This is a genomic window from Bythopirellula superficialaquae, assembly GCF_059632245.1.
On sequence record NZ_CP197426.1, the window covers coordinates 55316 to 70045 of the forward strand.

Genomic DNA, 14730 nt, shown 5'->3' on the forward strand with positions numbered 1-14730 from the left:
CGAGGTTTGAAATTCATCATCGGGGAAGCTGCTGCTATGACATTGCCACTTTGTGTTCGCTCCACACGCTCGATCTGTTGTTTATTGCTGTTGAATTGTGTTTCTCTTACGACCGAGGCCGCGGAAGTGTTCGTGGCCGATCGCGCCACCAATCGTATTTTGTCGTTCGATGAAACAAGTGGAGATTTCTTGCGAGTCGTGACCGATCAGGGGCTCGACCAACCCTCGGGCATGACTTTCGGTGGCGATGGATTTCTCTACGTTACGAATTCTGTTTCAGGCTTTCCCGGTTCAGCTGCCAGCGTGGTTAAGATCGATCCCGTGAATGGCAACACGACGGATTTTATTACTGATGTCGGTGGAGCCGGGGGCATTGCTTATCATGCTGCCAGCAACACGTTCTTCGTTTCTGAGTTTGGCAACTTCGATGGCGATGAAGTGTTTCGCTACGACGCGAGTGGTACGCCCCTGCAAACGCTGGGAACAGGCTCGTCGCCATCAGGGCGGGGAGGGATTGCTTTTGACAATGCTGGCAATCTCTATGTGAGCGAATTTAATGTTGTTGGCTTTGGCTCGATCTTGAAATACGACGCCCCGTTGGTGAATCCTTCCGATCCCTTTAGCACGATGGCCACAACATTTGCTGCGGGTTCTGATGTCACCTTAGCGATTCCCGCTCCAGCATCTGGATTCAATGGTTTAGCATTTGATTCCAGCGGCGACTTGTTTGTTGCGAGCTTGATTGGTCAGGCCGTAATCAAATTCGACGTGGAAGCAGGAGAAGTTGTTTCAGGCAGCCCCTTCGGCGCACCTTTGCCTTATCCGTCTGGTGTGATTGTTGGTGATGACGGCAACATTTTGGCCACAAGCCTGGGCAACGATAATCCCAGCGATCCTTTTTACGGTCCGAATTTATTTCCTGGCAGCATCACGCGGTTTAATCAATTCTTTCAAGGACAAGCACCATTCTTGGTGGGTGATGTGAATCGCGATACGGTTGTCGATGAAGCGGATTTGCTCATTTGGCAAGAGTACTACGGCGTGACTTACGACCCCATGAATCCTGCCGCGAGCGCTGACCTCGATGGCGATTTTGATACCGATGGCCGAGATTTTCTGGCGTGGCAACGTGGCTTCGGCAACTCGGGCGTTTCCGGTTCGTTTCAGCCGACCGCGCTGGCTCGCTACGTGCCAGTTCTAGCGACCACAGCGATCCCCGAACCAAGTAGCGCCATCATTGCGCTACTTGCCTTGAGTTGCGGGGCTTGGTTCCGCCGATCACATCGGGGATAATTAAACTCGATATTCAGCAGAGAGGCCTATGAACGAACACGAGCATCATTGGAATGACCGGATGCTCGTGCTTCGCGCTCGATGGCGCAACAGCGCTTTTTCGTTGGTGGAACTGTTGGTTGTGATTGCAATCATCAGTCTGCTCGTGGCGTTCTTGCTGCCGGCGATTCAAGCGGCGCGTGAAAGTTCGCGCCGAAACGATTGCTTGAATCGGCTCAAGCAACTGTCTTTGGCCATGCACAACTACGAAGCGGCACAGGGCCACTTTCCGTCGGGCTCGGTCGCTCAAGCCGATCCCAACGATCCCGCGATGCCGCACACGTTTTACCGTTGGTCGGCTTTCGCGCAAGTGCTGCCTCATTTTGAAAACTCCGCACTCTACGCGCAACTTGATTTGTCCTTGCCGATGTATCGCAAAGACTTTTCGATCCCCGACGAAAATCAGGCGACACTCGAGCAGATCATTCCAAGCATGCTTTGCCCCAGCGATCGTATGGAACGGGTGAGCCCGCGCTTCGGACCCACGAACTACGCAGCCTCGGCGGGGAGTGGCATCGAGGGGGGAACACCGCTGACCGCGGATGGAGTGTTTTACATTAATTCGCGCGTCTCGTTGGCCGAGATCGCCGATGGCACGAGCCAAACAGTGTATTTGGCGGAAACGACTTTAGGAGATTTTGTTCCACAACTCACCCCACGCGATCAGGTCAACGAGCGGACGGCCTATGTGTTTGCCAGTGCCGCGCCGCTGACTCAGACGGCTTGCGATGCCACGATACTATTTAATTTCACCGATCCGCCGGGCTTCTCGTGGGCCAATGGCGAGTATCGTTCGGCGATGTACAACCATTATCGTCCGCCGAATTCCTCGGAGCTGGATTGCATGTCGGCTAAGTTGCTTTCTCCGCTTAGTGAGCGTTACGCAGCCTTTGGCTGGCGTTCCGCGCGGAGTATGCACCCGGGCGGAGTGAACGCCGCACGAGTCGATGGGTCGGTCCGTTTCTATAGCGACGACATCAATCCCGCCGTTTGGCGAGCGCTGGCGACCCGAAGTGGTGAGGAAACGATCAGCGCAGATTCGCAGTGAGTCATGGCCGCTGGCATGCTACAATGCCGAGCTATGATTCACGTTCGGCATTTTTTTCACCTGCTTTATACCACCTCTCAGAATTGGTCGGCCGATCGTTGCTCGACCCTGGCCGCGTCGGTGGCCTACTACACGGCGCTCGCGTTCTTTCCTTTGCTGATGATCCTGCTGTCGAGCTTCGGCATCTTCCTGAACGTCACGCAAGCCGGTGGCCGAGCCGAGGAGCAGATTCTCGAAGCGATCGGCGATCAACTCTCGCCGAATTTGCAGGAGCAGGTGGCCCGCGCGCTGCGTGAAGTGCAAGAGCGAGCCTCGCTGGGTGGACCGGCAGGTATCATTACGCTTTTAGTCGTAGTGATCGCACTGTTTGCCGAAATCGATATCGCGTTCAATCGCATCTGGAAGATCAAGGCCGACGATTCTCGCGGCATTTGGGGAACCATTGTCGGAGTCGTCTACGTACGACTTAAAGCGTTCGTGATGTTGCTTGGTTTGTTATGCGTGTTGTTTGTCATCTTCGCCAGCGGTGTGGCGATCACGGCCACGAGCCAATGGTTTACGACGATCCCCTGGTTAACCTGGACGACTCAGATCCTTGTCTCGTGGGTTCTAAACGCCGCGGTCTTTTCCGTGTTGTACTATGCGATTCCCAACACCAAGGTCCCCTGGCTGGCGGCGCTTAACGGCGGAGTCTTCGCGGCGTTAATCTGGGAAATCGGCCGGCAGGTGCTGGCCAGCTTCGTGATTGGTGACCGCTACGACAGTGCCTATGGCGTGATCGGTGCTTTTATCGCAATCATGCTTTGGGCGTATTATGCCGCGACGGTTCTCTTCTTTGGTGCCGAATTTGTGCATACGATCAGCCAGGAGTATCAAGAAACGGCGGAATCATAACCCTGTGGTGTGCTGTCGAAACGGTTGCCGAAGTCTTATGATAACGGTATGCCCATTCTCTTCGTCTCGTTGATTCCCAAAGTCTTGCAGTTCATTACCGCCCGGCGGATGCTACTTATTGCCGCCCTGGCGATTCTAGGAATCGCAGCGCATCTCGTTCTGCGCTTTGGCTGGCAAACTACGGCCGATGTTTACAACTTGCCATTGTGGGTGGTTTTGATTGGCGGTGGAATCCCGTTGGTCTATGAGCTACTTGTGAAGCTGGTGAGGTTCGAGTTCGGCTCGGACCTGCTGGCTGGCATGTCCATTGTCACGGCCACGGTCCTGGGCGAATACTTAGCCGGGGCGTTGGTCGTTCTCATGCTCTCGGGGGGAGAAGCCCTCGAGGCTTATGCCGTGCGCAGTGCGTCCTCAGTCTTGCGTGCACTTGCGCAACGTATGCCGGCGGTTGCCCATCGGCGTGTCGCTACCACCGTCACGGATATTGGTCTGCCCGAGGTCGCCATTGGCGATACGCTCGTCGTGTTTCCTCACGAGATATGCCCCGTCGATGGCGTTGTGATCGAAGGGCGGGGTGTCATGGACGAATCGTTTCTCACGGGCGAACCGTTTCAGATGTCTAAAACACCTGGGTCGGAGGTCATCTCGGGTGCGATCAATGGCGAAGCCGCTTTAACAATTCGAGCGATTCGCGTCGCGGCAGATTCCCGTTACGCCAAAATTATGCAAGTGATGCACGAGGCCGAGCTTGGTCGACCCAGGCTGCGGCGTTTAGGCGATACGTTGGGGGCTTACTACACGCCGCTCGCGGTGGCGATTGCATTGATCGCCTGGATCATTAGTGGTCAGTCGCAACGCTTCTTAGCCGTGCTGGTTGTGGCGACTCCCTGTCCGCTGTTGATCGCCATCCCCGTCTGCATCATTGGAGCGATTTCCCAATCCGCGCGACGCGGCATCATCGTCAAAAATCCCGTGGCCCTTGAGACGGTCACGACATGCCGCACGGCGATTTTCGATAAAACGGGGACGCTCACCTATGGTCAGCCGGTGCTGACCGAACAAATCCTCGTGCCAGGCGAGAATGTTGAGCAGATTTTGCAATTGGTCGCGAGCGTGGAGCGCTATTCCAAGCATCCATTGGCATTGGCGGTGCTTGATAAAGCATCACAACAGAAGATTAAACTGATCGAAGCCACGGAAATCAGCGAACCACCGGGCGCAGGACTCAAAGGGACCGTTGATGGTCACAGCGTGCGCATCTGTAGTCGCAACGCCGCGAATGCGTTGCGTGTTGCGGGGGTCGAGCAACTTCCGCCTCATGCCGGTGGGCTTGAATGTGTCATCATCATCGATAATCGCTACGTGGGGCTTTACCGCTTTCGCGATGAACCACGGGCCGAAGGGGCTTCCTTTGTTCAGCATTTAGCACCCCGTCATGCCTTCTCTCGGGTAATGATCGTGTCGGGCGACCGAGAATCCGAAGTGCAATATCTGGCCAATCGGCTGGGGATCAAGGATGTTTATGCGGAAAAGACTCCGGAAGAGAAAGTGGACATCGTTCGTCGCGAGACCGAACAAGCTCGCACGCTCTACGTTGGCGATGGGATCAACGACGCCCCCGCTTTGATGACCGCCACCGTCGGCGTTGCCATCGGCAAGAACTCGGACATCACGGCTGAGTCGGCCGACGTCGTGATTATGGATAGCACGCTCGAACGTGTCGACGAATTCATGCACATCAGCCGTCGCATGCGAAAGATTGCTTTGCAAAGTGCAGTCGGTGGCATGGCGCTGAGCGTTCTGGGAATGGGACTCGCCAGCGTCGGGCTCTTAACTCCCGTCGCGGGGGCCGTTAGCCAGGAAGTGATCGACGTTTTGGCCGTGCTCAACGCGCTGCGTGCCGGACTGCGACCACGACAACTCACCGACTTTAAGTGAACTTTGTCGGATGACGGGCTGCCAGTATCATGGCCGCATGTCATTTCTCAAAACTATGATCGAAGACCACCGTAGCCGGTGGGGTCGCGCTTTCGACTTGTTTATTCAAGCGACCATTTTGGTCTCGCTGATTTCGTTTTCGATCGAAACCTTGCCGGACTTGCCCCCGGGGATTGAAAGCTCGCTGGAACGGCTCAATATTCTGATTGTGGCCATCTTCACGGTTGAGTATGTGCTACGAATATTCGTCGCCGAGCGGCCGCTGGCTTATATTTTCAGCTTTTACGGGTTGATCGATCTGCTGGCGATCTTGCCGTTCTATGTGCTCACTGAACTCGATCTGCGTAGTATCCGCGCGTTTCGTTTTTTGCGGTTGTTTCGCGCATTCAAGCTGGTTCGCTACAGCAAGGCGATCAGCCGATTTCATCGGGCATTTCTGATCGCCAAGGAGGAGTTGATCCTCTTTGTTTGCGTGGCAATTCTGCTGCTCTATTTTTCCGCCGTGGGAATTTATTACTTCGAGCACGAGGCCCAGCCCGACAAGTTCTCGTCGGTGTTCCACAGCATGTGGTGGTCCGTGGAAACGCTGACCACCGTCGGTTACGGTGACATAATTCCCGTCACGGTCGGCGGCAAGATTTTCACACTCGCCATTCTTCTGATTGGCTTGGGTATTGTCTCTGTCCCCGCGGGCTTGGTCGCGTCGGCTCTTTCCAAAGCGCGAGCGATGGAAGAGTGAAAGCAGCCCAAAGCGCGAGCGATGGAAGAATGATGTAGTCCCCCTCCCTCCGGGAGGGGCTAGGGGAGGGCTTATGGGGAGGGTCCTACAACCCCGGACTACTGTGCATGATCCCGCCATCAGAAAAAATCGTAGTAGCCGTGATGTAACTCGCCCCGTCGCCAGCGAGAAACGCCACGACACTGGCGATCTCTTCCGGTTTGGCCATCCGGCCGATGGGAATTGCATCATCGAGTTTCTTGAGCAACGCCGGGTCATTCATGGTCGAAGTGTTGATCGGCGTGGCCACGGCACCTGGTCCGACTCCCACCACGAGGATGTTGTGCGATGCGAGTTCCACTCCGGCCGTGCGAGTGAGCATCCGCATGCCTCCTTTTGAGAGACAATAGGCCGTGTTTCCCGGCATGGGCCAGTCTTCATGCACCGAGGTGATGTTGATAATCCGCCCGCCGCTGCCTTGTTTGATCATTTGCTTGGCGGCGATTTGCGTGCCGAAAAATGCGCTCTTGAGATTGATGTTGAGCACCTTTTCATACTGCGCTTCGGTGGTATCCAAAATGGAAGTGCGAGTCTCGACGCCGGCATTATTCACCATCATGTCGACTCGTCCGAATTTTTCGACCGCACCGGCGATGAGCTTTTCAAGATCGGTCACCTGGCTCACATCGGCCTTGATACCGATGGCTTGATCTCCCAGGGCGACAACTTGCTTTTCCAAAGCTTCAGTGGCCTGCGGATTGGCGACATAGTCGATGACGATGTTAGCGCCTTGCTTGGCCAATTCCAAGACGATGGCCATGCCGATGCCGCTGTTACCGCCCGTGACGATGGCGACTTTTCCTTTGAGACTCATATTGGCACTTCCTTATATTAAATGCGTTCGAGCAAATGATCGCCGACGCGCAAGGCGTTGGCCATCGCCGTCAGGGCAGGGTTCACCGCTCCAATGCTGGGATAAAAACTGGTGTCGACCACATAAAGATTGTCGAGTTCGTGTGCCTTGCAATTCGTGTTGAGCACCGATGTTTGGGGATCATTGCCAAAGCGGCAGGTCCCCGATTGATGCGCAACGCCTCCCACGTCGATCTCGTTCTTCATATATAGATTGCGCGGGATCAGATGATCGTGCATGTTGAGACTGCCGAGCATCGACTTAAGTTTCTCGTAAAGTTTCAGCTTGGCGTTTTGATTCGTGGGTGTGTAGCTGAGCGTGATTTTGCCTTGGCGATCAACCGTGACGCGGTTTTCGCTGCGGGGGAGATCTTCAGTCGAGAGCCAAAAATCGACCGCATGCCTTGCGATCATTTCCAACGACCACTGCGGAGCTAGCGCCGTCTCGATTGGCTTCTCGCCGCGGAACATGGGGGCCTGCGATTTGCCGATCATCTGAATATTCCCCATCGGGAATTCATAACCCGGCATGCCGAAGTAAAAATCGTTGATCCCGAGCGTCTTTTGATACTGCGTCGGATTAGGCTCTTTCGACAACGCGAGCACAGCCTGGCTATTGTGGAACATGTAGTTGCGACCAACTTGATCCGAGCCATTGGCAAGCCCGCGCGGATGCTTGTCGTTGGCCGACATCAGCAGCAACTTCGCCGAGTTCGCGGCCCCGCAGGAAACAACGACGATCCCAGCTTCATAGGTTTTCTGCTGACCGTTGTGATTGACAATCACTTTGGTGACGGCAGTCCCTGCGGAATTGGTTTCTAACTTCTCGACCAACGCCTTCGTGAGTAGCGTCACGTTGGGATGCTCAAGCGCGGGTCGGACTGCCAGGACTTCGGCATCGCTTTTAGCATGCACGAGGCAAGGAAAGCCGTCGCAATCGATGCAGCGCACGCACCGGCTGTACGGCATGTTGCTTTCGTCGAGCATAATGCCGCAGGGAGTGTGGAACGGATTATAACCGGCGCGAGCCAAGTCCTCGGCAAGTTTTGCGATGCGCGGCTCATGCGACACCGGCGGGTGAGGGTAGGGGGCACTGCAAGGAGGTTCGGTCGGATCTTCGCCCCGCACACCATGCACGTGATACATCTGCTCCGCTTGCGTGTAGTAAGGTTCAAGTTCGTCGTAGCTGATCGGCCAGGCCGGCGAGATGCCGTCTTCGTGCTGCCGTTCGCTGAAGTCTTCTTGGCGGAGGCGATAGAGCGCGGCCCCGTACATCTTGGTTGCGCCGCCAACAAAATAATGTGTGCCGGGTTGAAACGGCTTGCCTTGTTTGTCATGCCAGATGTCTGTCGACACATAGCGATTGTTGACAAAGACTTCTTCGGTGAGCCAATTCTGAGGCTCGCGCGGCAGCCAGTCGCCGCGTTCGATGATCAGGATGCGTTTTCCTGAAGGGGCCAGCCGGTGGGCCAGGGTGCCGCCCCCCGCGCCACTGCCGATAATGATGACGTCGTAAGTGTTGGCCATGGCTAATACCGCGCGGGTTTAAGTGGGAAGGCTGACAAACACAACCGATGAGCGAGAGGTAAGTGCAAGCGAATAATAAGTTTTGTCTTAACTGCGTCCATGTTGTTCCCAGTATTCATAGAGCAACGACACGACTAACGCCGTCCAGCCGGTTTGATGGCTCGCCCCGAGTCCCGCCCCATTATCGCCATGGAAATACTCATTAAAGGGTATGCAATCACGCCAAGCAGGATCGTTCTGAAAAAGATCATTCCCACCGAACACGGCACGGCGGCCGTTCTCATCGCGCAAGAAGATATTGGTCAGCCGATGCGCAATTTCGTGGGCGACCTCATCAAGTCCAAGCATCTGGCTCGATCCCGTCGGGCATTCCACTTTTAGGTTGTCACCGAAATACAGCGAGAACTCATGCAGCGAGCGAATGATAAGGTAATTCACAGGAAACCAAATGGGCCCTCGCCAATTGGAATTGCCGCCGAACAATCGGCTGTCGGATTCAGCCGGCAGATATTTGATGACGAACTCTTCGCCATCGAGTGAAAACTCATAGGGATGATCTTTGTGATAACGCGACAACGCTCGGATGCCGTAATCGGAAAGAAACTCCTCGGGGTCGAGCATTCGCCGCAGAATGGCTTTCAAACGATCCGTGGAAAGAATCGCCAAAAGTTGCGTTCCACCCACGCCCGGCTCAAGCACGGAGGCGACATTTTTTAGCAAGTCGGGACGATTCTCGACAAACCATTGTGTTCGCTCGCGAAAGTCAACAAGCTCTTTGGTTCTCTCAGACGTGGCCGCGCAGACTGCGAACAAGGGGATGAGTCCGACCATCGAATGAATTCTTAACGGCTGGCCTTCACCGGAGGGAAGTTGAATCACGTCGTAAAAGAATTCATCCTGGGTGTCCCACAAATGAATGCCGCAGCCATCGATGTTGGTCATCGCGTGGGCGATATACAGAAAGTGCTCGAAATACTTAACGGCCATGTTCTGGTAGATGGCATCTTCCTGCGACAATTCAATCGCCATGGTAAGCATCGTCACACAGTACAACGCCATCCAACTTGTGCCGTCGGACTGCTCAAGCCGTTCGCCGTTGGAAAGTGGGCGGTCGCGATCGAACACGCCGATGTTGTCCATTCCCAGAAAGCCACCGCCAAAAACGTCGCGTCCTTCGCTGTCTTTGCGGTTGATCCAGAAATTGAAGTTGAGCATTTCATTTTGGAAAATTTCCTTGAGAAATGCGGTGTCGCCCTTACCGGTTATGTCACGATCAATTTGATAAACCCGCCATGCGGCCCAGCCGATTACGGGAGGATTCACGTCGTCGAAGTTCCATTCATAGGCTGGATACTGGCCGTTGGCGTGCTGATACCACTCGAAGCCCATCTGCCGCAATTGTTGCTTCGCAAACGCGGGGTCGATATGCGACATCGCCACGCAATGAAACGCCAAATCCCACGAGGCATACCAGGGATATTCCCACGTGTCGGGCATGAGAATCACCTCGGCATTGTGCAATTCCTTCCAATGAGAATTGCGGGCTTGCCAGCGCGATTCCGGAGGCTTGGGTTGGGTGGGATCCCCCTTGAGCCAACGATACACGTCGTAGTGATAGTATTGCTTTGACCACAGCAATCCCGCGAACGCCTGCCGCGCGACAAGCTGTTGGTCTTCGGTCATCGTGGGGGGATGCAGGGCTTCGTAAAACTGATCTGCTTCCTCGCGACGAGCGACAAATGTTTCGTCGAAGCCGCCAAATGGTGCGGTGAGCTCGGTTGGCGAGAATCGTACATCAACAGTGAACGACCCTCCCGCGGGTATCACCGCCCGGGCGTGCGCCGCAACCTTGCTGCCTTGCTGAAAATTCACGGCATCTTGATGCTTGTCGACGACGTATTCATGAATTCCATCTTTGGCGTACGGTGAAGTATTGTTGAGGGCATTGTAGAGTCGCTCAAAATTTGTTTCGTTCTCGGTGAATAACAACTCAAGTGGCTGGCCATCTTCCGAACGGACATACCACCAGCGCTCGTCCAAAAGGTCATGAGCCGTATGCACGGCACCGGGGGCGAACGCTTGTATCGTCTCGCGTTGGCCATTTACGTCCCAGCTCCAGTTATTGCGAAACCAAAGGTGCGGCAGAATGTGCAGCGGTGCCGCATCAGGTCCCCGATTGACAGCCGTGATGCGACAGAGAATGTCCTCGGGGCTTGCCTTAGCGTATTCGATCGTGATGTCGAAATACTTGTTGGCGAGAAATTCGTCGTGGAGCGCGTCAAGCAATTCGTATTCAGGCTGCGATTGGTCACGGCTGCCGTTGACTTTGACGAGATCGTCGTAGGGATAAGCCGTTTGCGGATACTTGTACAGCATCCGCATGTACGAGTGCGTCGGCGTTCCATCGAGAAAGAAGTAGTACTCTTTGACATCCTCGCCATGGTTGCCTTGCTGGTTCGTGAGGCCAAACATTCGCTCTTTGAGAATGTGGTCCTGCTCGTTCCAGAATGCCACGGCCAGGCAGAGGTGTTGCTTGTCGTCGCAAAACCCGCCGATGCCGTCTTCGCTCCAACGGAATGCGCGGCTGCGGGCATGGTCGTGCGGAAAATAATTCCAAGCATCACCATTCGCACTGTAATCTTCGCGGACCGTGCCCCAGGCACGATCGCTCAGGTAAGTGCCCCAGCGTTTCCAGTCCGCCTTGCCGGCATTGTGTTCGACAAGTCGATCTCGTTCGGGATTGGTAGACATCGGGCAACGCGGGCTAGAGCAACGACTAACATAAGAGGTTCTCTATTGTGTTCGCCGTTCCCATTCGATGCTAGACCGATGTAGCGTGTGAATCAATTCTGCGAAGGCTGTGGGAACGGTTCGATATGGACTTCCCCACGACGACCAAAGTAGAGAGCTTGTCGTCCCGTGATTTGCACGAAATAGCCGACGCAGCCCGCGGCCATCGTCTTCTGCAGGAACTCAGGATAAGTATGTTCGCCTCGTTGGCTTTGGCGGATCGCCTGTTCGACGCGAGCTTCTGAAAACTCTGAGCCGATCGTTTCCGTGGGATGCGGGACCGCCACGACGCATGATTCGCCGCTTGAGAAGTAATAGGTGTTCTCCTGGCGGCAATAATCGGTGTGGTAACGCTCGACGCCGATTGCAGCGAGCTCTTGGATGAAATCAGGAAAGATGATCTCGCCAGCGCGAGAGCGTTTGGTCAGTTCAGCGAGTTGAGTCGTGGTTTCGGCAGTCATGAAATGTTCCTTGTTAAGTCGTGGGGGTTTCCTTAAGCCCACGGTCGGCGACGATTTGCTTAAGCAGTGAAGCTAGTTGAGACCGCTGCTTGTCGTTGAGCGAACTGAAGAATTCTTCGTCGTTCTCATCAGCGAGCGCGGCAAGCTTAGGGACAATTGCTCGCCCGGCCGGAGTGAGCAAGATCGACTGGAATCGGCGGTCGGATTTTTCCACGCGAATCCGTGTTAGTTTTTTCTCGACGAGTCGGTCGACCAGCTTGGAAATGGCCCCCCGCGTCATGCCCAACTGTTCCGCAATTTGGCTGGGATTGATGTCATCCCTCGTCAAAAGAATGCGCAGCACGACCCATTCGGCGACGGTCACGCCGTGGGATTCTACCTTCGCTTTGAAGGCATGCGACACGTGATTCGACACGAGCCGCAGCCAATAGCCGAGATGATCTTCGAGATTGCTAATAGACGACTTAGACATACATACCTCTAAATAGTTTCCTAGGAAACTATTTAGAGGTTACTGCTGCTGGAGGTTGTCGTCAAGCGAATTTTGTTAGAGAGCTTCTTCGCCCGCAAAAGAAGGGCGGCCCTTGGCCTGATCGAGTCGATCGAAGTGCGTCGCCAGAGCCTTTTCCAGCTTCGCGATGGCACCATCTAGGGATTGATCGACAGTCGACGCCGTGGCGGTCACGGTGAGCGGTTGCCGACCCGAAATGCGTGCCTCCATCGCACACCGTTTGTCATTACTGCCCGATTTGTGCCCACTATTTTCATCGGAGAGGTGCACGTGCACGCTGGTAATGCGTCGTTGAAATCGTTCGAGCGTGTCTTGAACGAGAGCTTGTACGTAATCGGCGAGTTTCGCAGTGCCTTCAATATGGTTGTCGGTGCCGAGTTGAACTTGCATAATTCCCCCAATCTTGCGGAGACAGAAAACACGAGAGCAAAAGCGGATCACTCTCTAAAGAAAAGTACGTTATATCGACGACAAGGTTCGTTCAAAAAGCCATGAATAGCATTCTACAAATTCCGTTCCAAAAATCGCTCCATCCCGGCGTGATCCTAGGAAAATCCGGAGCGAGACTTGTTGCAATCCACCATTTCGGCATGCCCGGCACGCATTACGTCTGGTACAATAAGTGCCCGAGAGGCTGTGGCCTCGCAGGGGCGCTTTTCTTGGGAACGACATCATGACGAATTGCATCCGTGGGTTGGTGCTTGCGCTGAGCGTATTGACGACGCTGGCTCAACTCCATGCCATATCTCCCGATAATCCAGGCCCCGCCGACGTGCAGTTCACGGTTAATGCTGGGCAGAACGTGCGGGCGATCTCGCCACATATCTATGGCATTAACTTTTATGAAAACGCGGGCTTCGAGGCTCCAGCCACACTCGACCGCTTAGGCGGCAATCGTTGGACTGGCTACAACTGGGAAACCAACGCCTCGAATGCCGGGAGCGACTGGAATCATCAAAGCGACAACTATCTCGTCGAGAATTTCGCGAGCAACACGCCGCCGGGCGAAGCCGTTCGTCCCTCGCTCGTGAGTGCAGCGCAGAACAACCGAGCTTTGGTCGTCACGGTTCCGATGGCCGGATATGTTGCTGCCGATGTTGCGGGTCCCGTGAGCGTGGCACAGACTGCTCCGTCATCGCGGTGGCATCAGGTGGCCGCCAAGAAATCGTCGGTTTATCCCGGCAGCAGTTTAAGTCTTGCGCCCAATGAAAGTGATAACTATGCTTTCACGGATGAATTTGTGAATTGGGTCGAGACAACCCGCGAACAACAATCCAGTCCGCCAGAAGTGTTTTATAGCCTCGATAACGAACCTGCCTTGTGGAGCGAAACTCATTCGCGACTTCATCCCAACAAGCCCACGTTCGCTGAAATGAAAACCAAGACGATCGCCCATGCCTCGGCGATCAAAGATGTTGCTCCCGATGCAATGGTGCTGGGGGCAGTATCGTATGGGTATTCCGAGTTCACAACATTACAGGACGCGACGGACCGAACGACTTCCCCCGCGCATCCCGGCGGCGACCAGAACGGCGAGAATCACTATCTGGAGTGGCTGCTCAAAGAAGTCCGCACCGAAGAACTTGCTCAAGGTCGCAAGCTGATGGACGTACTCGACGTGCATTGGTATCCCGAAGCTATATGGGTGGCGGGACGCGGATCGCGTTTGACAACAACCCCAATCCCTCGGCGGGATTGATCGAGGCTCGCATACAAGCGCCGCGTTCGTTGTGGGACCCGACTTATGCCGAGACAAGTTGGATCAGCCAGTGGGGCACATGGCAAGGTTCGCCAGGAAATTACGGACCGGTTACACTGCTGCCCAGGCTCCAACGAGATATCAACGATTTCAATCCCGGCACAAAACTCTCGATCACCGAATACAACTACGGCGGTGGCGCGCATATCTCGGGCGGGATTGCCCAAGCGGATGCACTAGGAGTCTTTGGCCGCGAAGGCTTGTTCGCTGCTGCCTTGTGGCCCATCGATGGCAGCCAGGCTTTCACTGATGGCGCGTTTCAAATGTATCTCGACTACGACGGCCAAGGGGGTCAATTCGGAGATACATCGATCAATGCTGGCACGAACAACATCGCACAGTCGGCCATTTATGCCAGTGTCGATTCCGAGGATCCGTCGCGAATGATTCTCGTGGCGATCAATCGCACCAATCAACCCCTCGATGCGGGACTCGCAGTGACGAGCGATATACGTTTCGATCGTGCCGAGGTTTTCCAGCTCACATCAGCGAGTGCTAACCCACAGCAAGCCGCCGACATCGAGATCGATCTCGTGAACGCGTTTCAATACACGATGCCCGCGTACAGCGTTTCGACGTTGGTGCTTTACTCCGCATCCCTCCCCGGCGACTTCGACAACGATGGCGATGTCGATGGCCGCGATTTTCTCGCGTGGCAGCGGAACCCTAATCTGGGGGACTTGGCCGATTGGCAGACAGGTTATGCTGGTCAATTCGCGGCAAGCACGAGCGTGCCCGAGCCTGCGAGTTTAGTACTTTTACTGCTGGGATTTGCAACGTTGGGCCGATGCTGGTCGACAAATCTTTCACGATAGCAACATGAAGCAAACATTAATTCTG

13 protein-coding genes are annotated in these 14730 nt (G+C 54.9%); 7 read left to right on the forward strand and 6 right to left on the reverse strand.

Going from position 1 to position 14730, the window contains the following annotated elements; translation table 11 throughout:
• Window positions 1-36: 36 nt before the first annotated feature.
• The 5 genes from SH678x_RS00205 to SH678x_RS00225 are packed head-to-tail and all read left to right on the forward strand — an operon-like array spanning window position 37 to window position 5951.
• Window positions 37-1293 carry a dockerin type I domain-containing protein gene (locus tag SH678x_RS00205; RefSeq protein ID WP_496920869.1) on the forward strand — a complete coding sequence of 419 codons (1257 nt, stop codon included), beginning with the start codon at window positions 37-39 and terminating at the stop codon, window positions 1291-1293.
• Window positions 1294-1321: 28 nt separating this feature from the next.
• Window positions 1322-2380, forward strand: a complete 1059-nt coding sequence (locus SH678x_RS00210; RefSeq protein ID WP_496920870.1) for a DUF1559 family PulG-like putative transporter — start codon at window positions 1322-1324, stop codon at window positions 2378-2380.
• Window positions 2381-2413: 33 nt separating this feature from the next.
• Window positions 2414-3274: a YihY/virulence factor BrkB family protein gene (locus tag SH678x_RS00215; RefSeq protein WP_496920871.1), complete on the forward strand. Its 861-nt coding sequence runs from the start codon at window positions 2414-2416 to the stop codon at window positions 3272-3274.
• A 48-nt stretch (window positions 3275-3322) separates the two neighbouring features.
• Window positions 3323-5212 (forward strand): heavy metal translocating P-type ATPase, encoded by a 1890-nt coding sequence (locus SH678x_RS00220; protein ID WP_496920872.1) that lies wholly within the window; start codon window positions 3323-3325, stop codon window positions 5210-5212.
• Window positions 5213-5249: 37 nt separating this feature from the next.
• Window positions 5250-5951, forward strand: coding sequence for an ion transporter (locus tag SH678x_RS00225; protein ID WP_496920873.1), 702 nt, complete (start codon window positions 5250-5252; stop codon window positions 5949-5951).
• A gap of 85 nt (window positions 5952-6036) precedes the next feature.
• Here the strand turns inward: SH678x_RS00225 and SH678x_RS00230 are convergent, their stop codons facing one another.
• From SH678x_RS00230 to SH678x_RS00255, 6 genes are all read right to left on the reverse strand, one after another.
• Window positions 6037-6804, reverse strand: coding sequence for an SDR family NAD(P)-dependent oxidoreductase (locus SH678x_RS00230; RefSeq protein ID WP_496920874.1), 768 nt, complete (start codon window positions 6802-6804; stop codon window positions 6037-6039).
• Window positions 6805-6821: 17 nt separating this feature from the next.
• Window positions 6822-8369: a GMC oxidoreductase gene (locus tag SH678x_RS00235; protein ID WP_496920875.1), complete on the reverse strand. Its 1548-nt coding sequence runs from the start codon at window positions 8367-8369 to the stop codon at window positions 6822-6824.
• 87 nt (window positions 8370-8456) lie between these two features.
• Entirely contained in the window at window positions 8457-11120 is a 2664-nt protein-coding gene (locus SH678x_RS00240) for an MGH1-like glycoside hydrolase domain-containing protein (RefSeq protein ID WP_496920876.1), read from the reverse strand.
• 92 nt (window positions 11121-11212) lie between these two features.
• Window positions 11213-11620, reverse strand: a complete 408-nt coding sequence (locus SH678x_RS00245; protein ID WP_496920877.1) for a DUF1398 domain-containing protein — start codon at window positions 11618-11620, stop codon at window positions 11213-11215.
• A gap of 13 nt (window positions 11621-11633) precedes the next feature.
• Window positions 11634-12092, reverse strand: coding sequence for a MarR family winged helix-turn-helix transcriptional regulator (locus SH678x_RS00250; protein ID WP_496920878.1), 459 nt, complete (start codon window positions 12090-12092; stop codon window positions 11634-11636).
• A 75-nt stretch (window positions 12093-12167) separates the two neighbouring features.
• Window positions 12168-12521 carry an HPF/RaiA family ribosome-associated protein gene (locus SH678x_RS00255; protein WP_496920879.1) on the reverse strand — a complete coding sequence of 118 codons (354 nt, stop codon included), beginning with the start codon at window positions 12519-12521 and terminating at the stop codon, window positions 12168-12170.
• Between the two features lie 283 nt (window positions 12522-12804).
• On the opposite strand from SH678x_RS00255, the gene SH678x_RS00260 reads away from it, so the two are divergent.
• Together SH678x_RS00260 and SH678x_RS00265 are read left to right on the forward strand one after the other, a co-directional pair.
• Complete coding sequence (locus tag SH678x_RS00260; RefSeq protein ID WP_496920880.1) at window positions 12805-13830, forward strand: glycoside hydrolase family 44 protein; 1026 nt, start codon at window positions 12805-12807, stop codon at window positions 13828-13830.
• Entirely contained in the window at window positions 13773-14705 is a 933-nt protein-coding gene (locus SH678x_RS00265; RefSeq protein WP_496920881.1) for a PEP-CTERM sorting domain-containing protein, read from the forward strand. Before SH678x_RS00260 ends, SH678x_RS00265 begins: the two co-directional genes overlap by 58 nt.
• Window positions 14706-14730: the final 25 nt, after the last annotated feature.

Bases quoted from the DNA above. Each gene is read 5' to 3' on its own strand.
- SH678x_RS00265 (WP_496920881.1), top strand. From the start codon at position 13,773: ATGGGTGGCGGGACGCGGATCGCGTTTGACAACAACCCCAATCCCTCG.
- SH678x_RS00240 (WP_496920876.1), bottom strand. From the start codon at position 11,120: ATGTCTACCAATCCCGAACGAGATCGACTTGTCGAACACAATGCCGGC.
- SH678x_RS00235 (WP_496920875.1), bottom strand. From the start codon at position 8,369: ATGGCCAACACTTACGACGTCATCATTATCGGCAGTGGCGCGGGGGGC.
- SH678x_RS00250 (WP_496920878.1), bottom strand. From the start codon at position 12,092: ATGTCTAAGTCGTCTATTAGCAATCTCGAAGATCATCTCGGCTATTGG.
- SH678x_RS00215 (WP_496920871.1), top strand. From the start codon at position 2,414: ATGATTCACGTTCGGCATTTTTTTCACCTGCTTTATACCACCTCTCAG.
- SH678x_RS00205 (WP_496920869.1), top strand. From the start codon at position 37: ATGACATTGCCACTTTGTGTTCGCTCCACACGCTCGATCTGTTGTTTA.
- SH678x_RS00220 (WP_496920872.1), top strand. From the start codon at position 3,323: ATGCCCATTCTCTTCGTCTCGTTGATTCCCAAAGTCTTGCAGTTCATT.
- SH678x_RS00210 (WP_496920870.1), top strand. From the start codon at position 1,322: ATGAACGAACACGAGCATCATTGGAATGACCGGATGCTCGTGCTTCGC.
- SH678x_RS00245 (WP_496920877.1), bottom strand. From the start codon at position 11,620: ATGACTGCCGAAACCACGACTCAACTCGCTGAACTGACCAAACGCTCT.
- SH678x_RS00230 (WP_496920874.1), bottom strand. From the start codon at position 6,804: ATGAGTCTCAAAGGAAAAGTCGCCATCGTCACGGGCGGTAACAGCGGC.
- SH678x_RS00225 (WP_496920873.1), top strand. From the start codon at position 5,250: ATGTCATTTCTCAAAACTATGATCGAAGACCACCGTAGCCGGTGGGGT.
- SH678x_RS00255 (WP_496920879.1), bottom strand. From the start codon at position 12,521: ATGCAAGTTCAACTCGGCACCGACAACCATATTGAAGGCACTGCGAAA.
- SH678x_RS00260 (WP_496920880.1), top strand. From the start codon at position 12,805: ATGACGAATTGCATCCGTGGGTTGGTGCTTGCGCTGAGCGTATTGACG.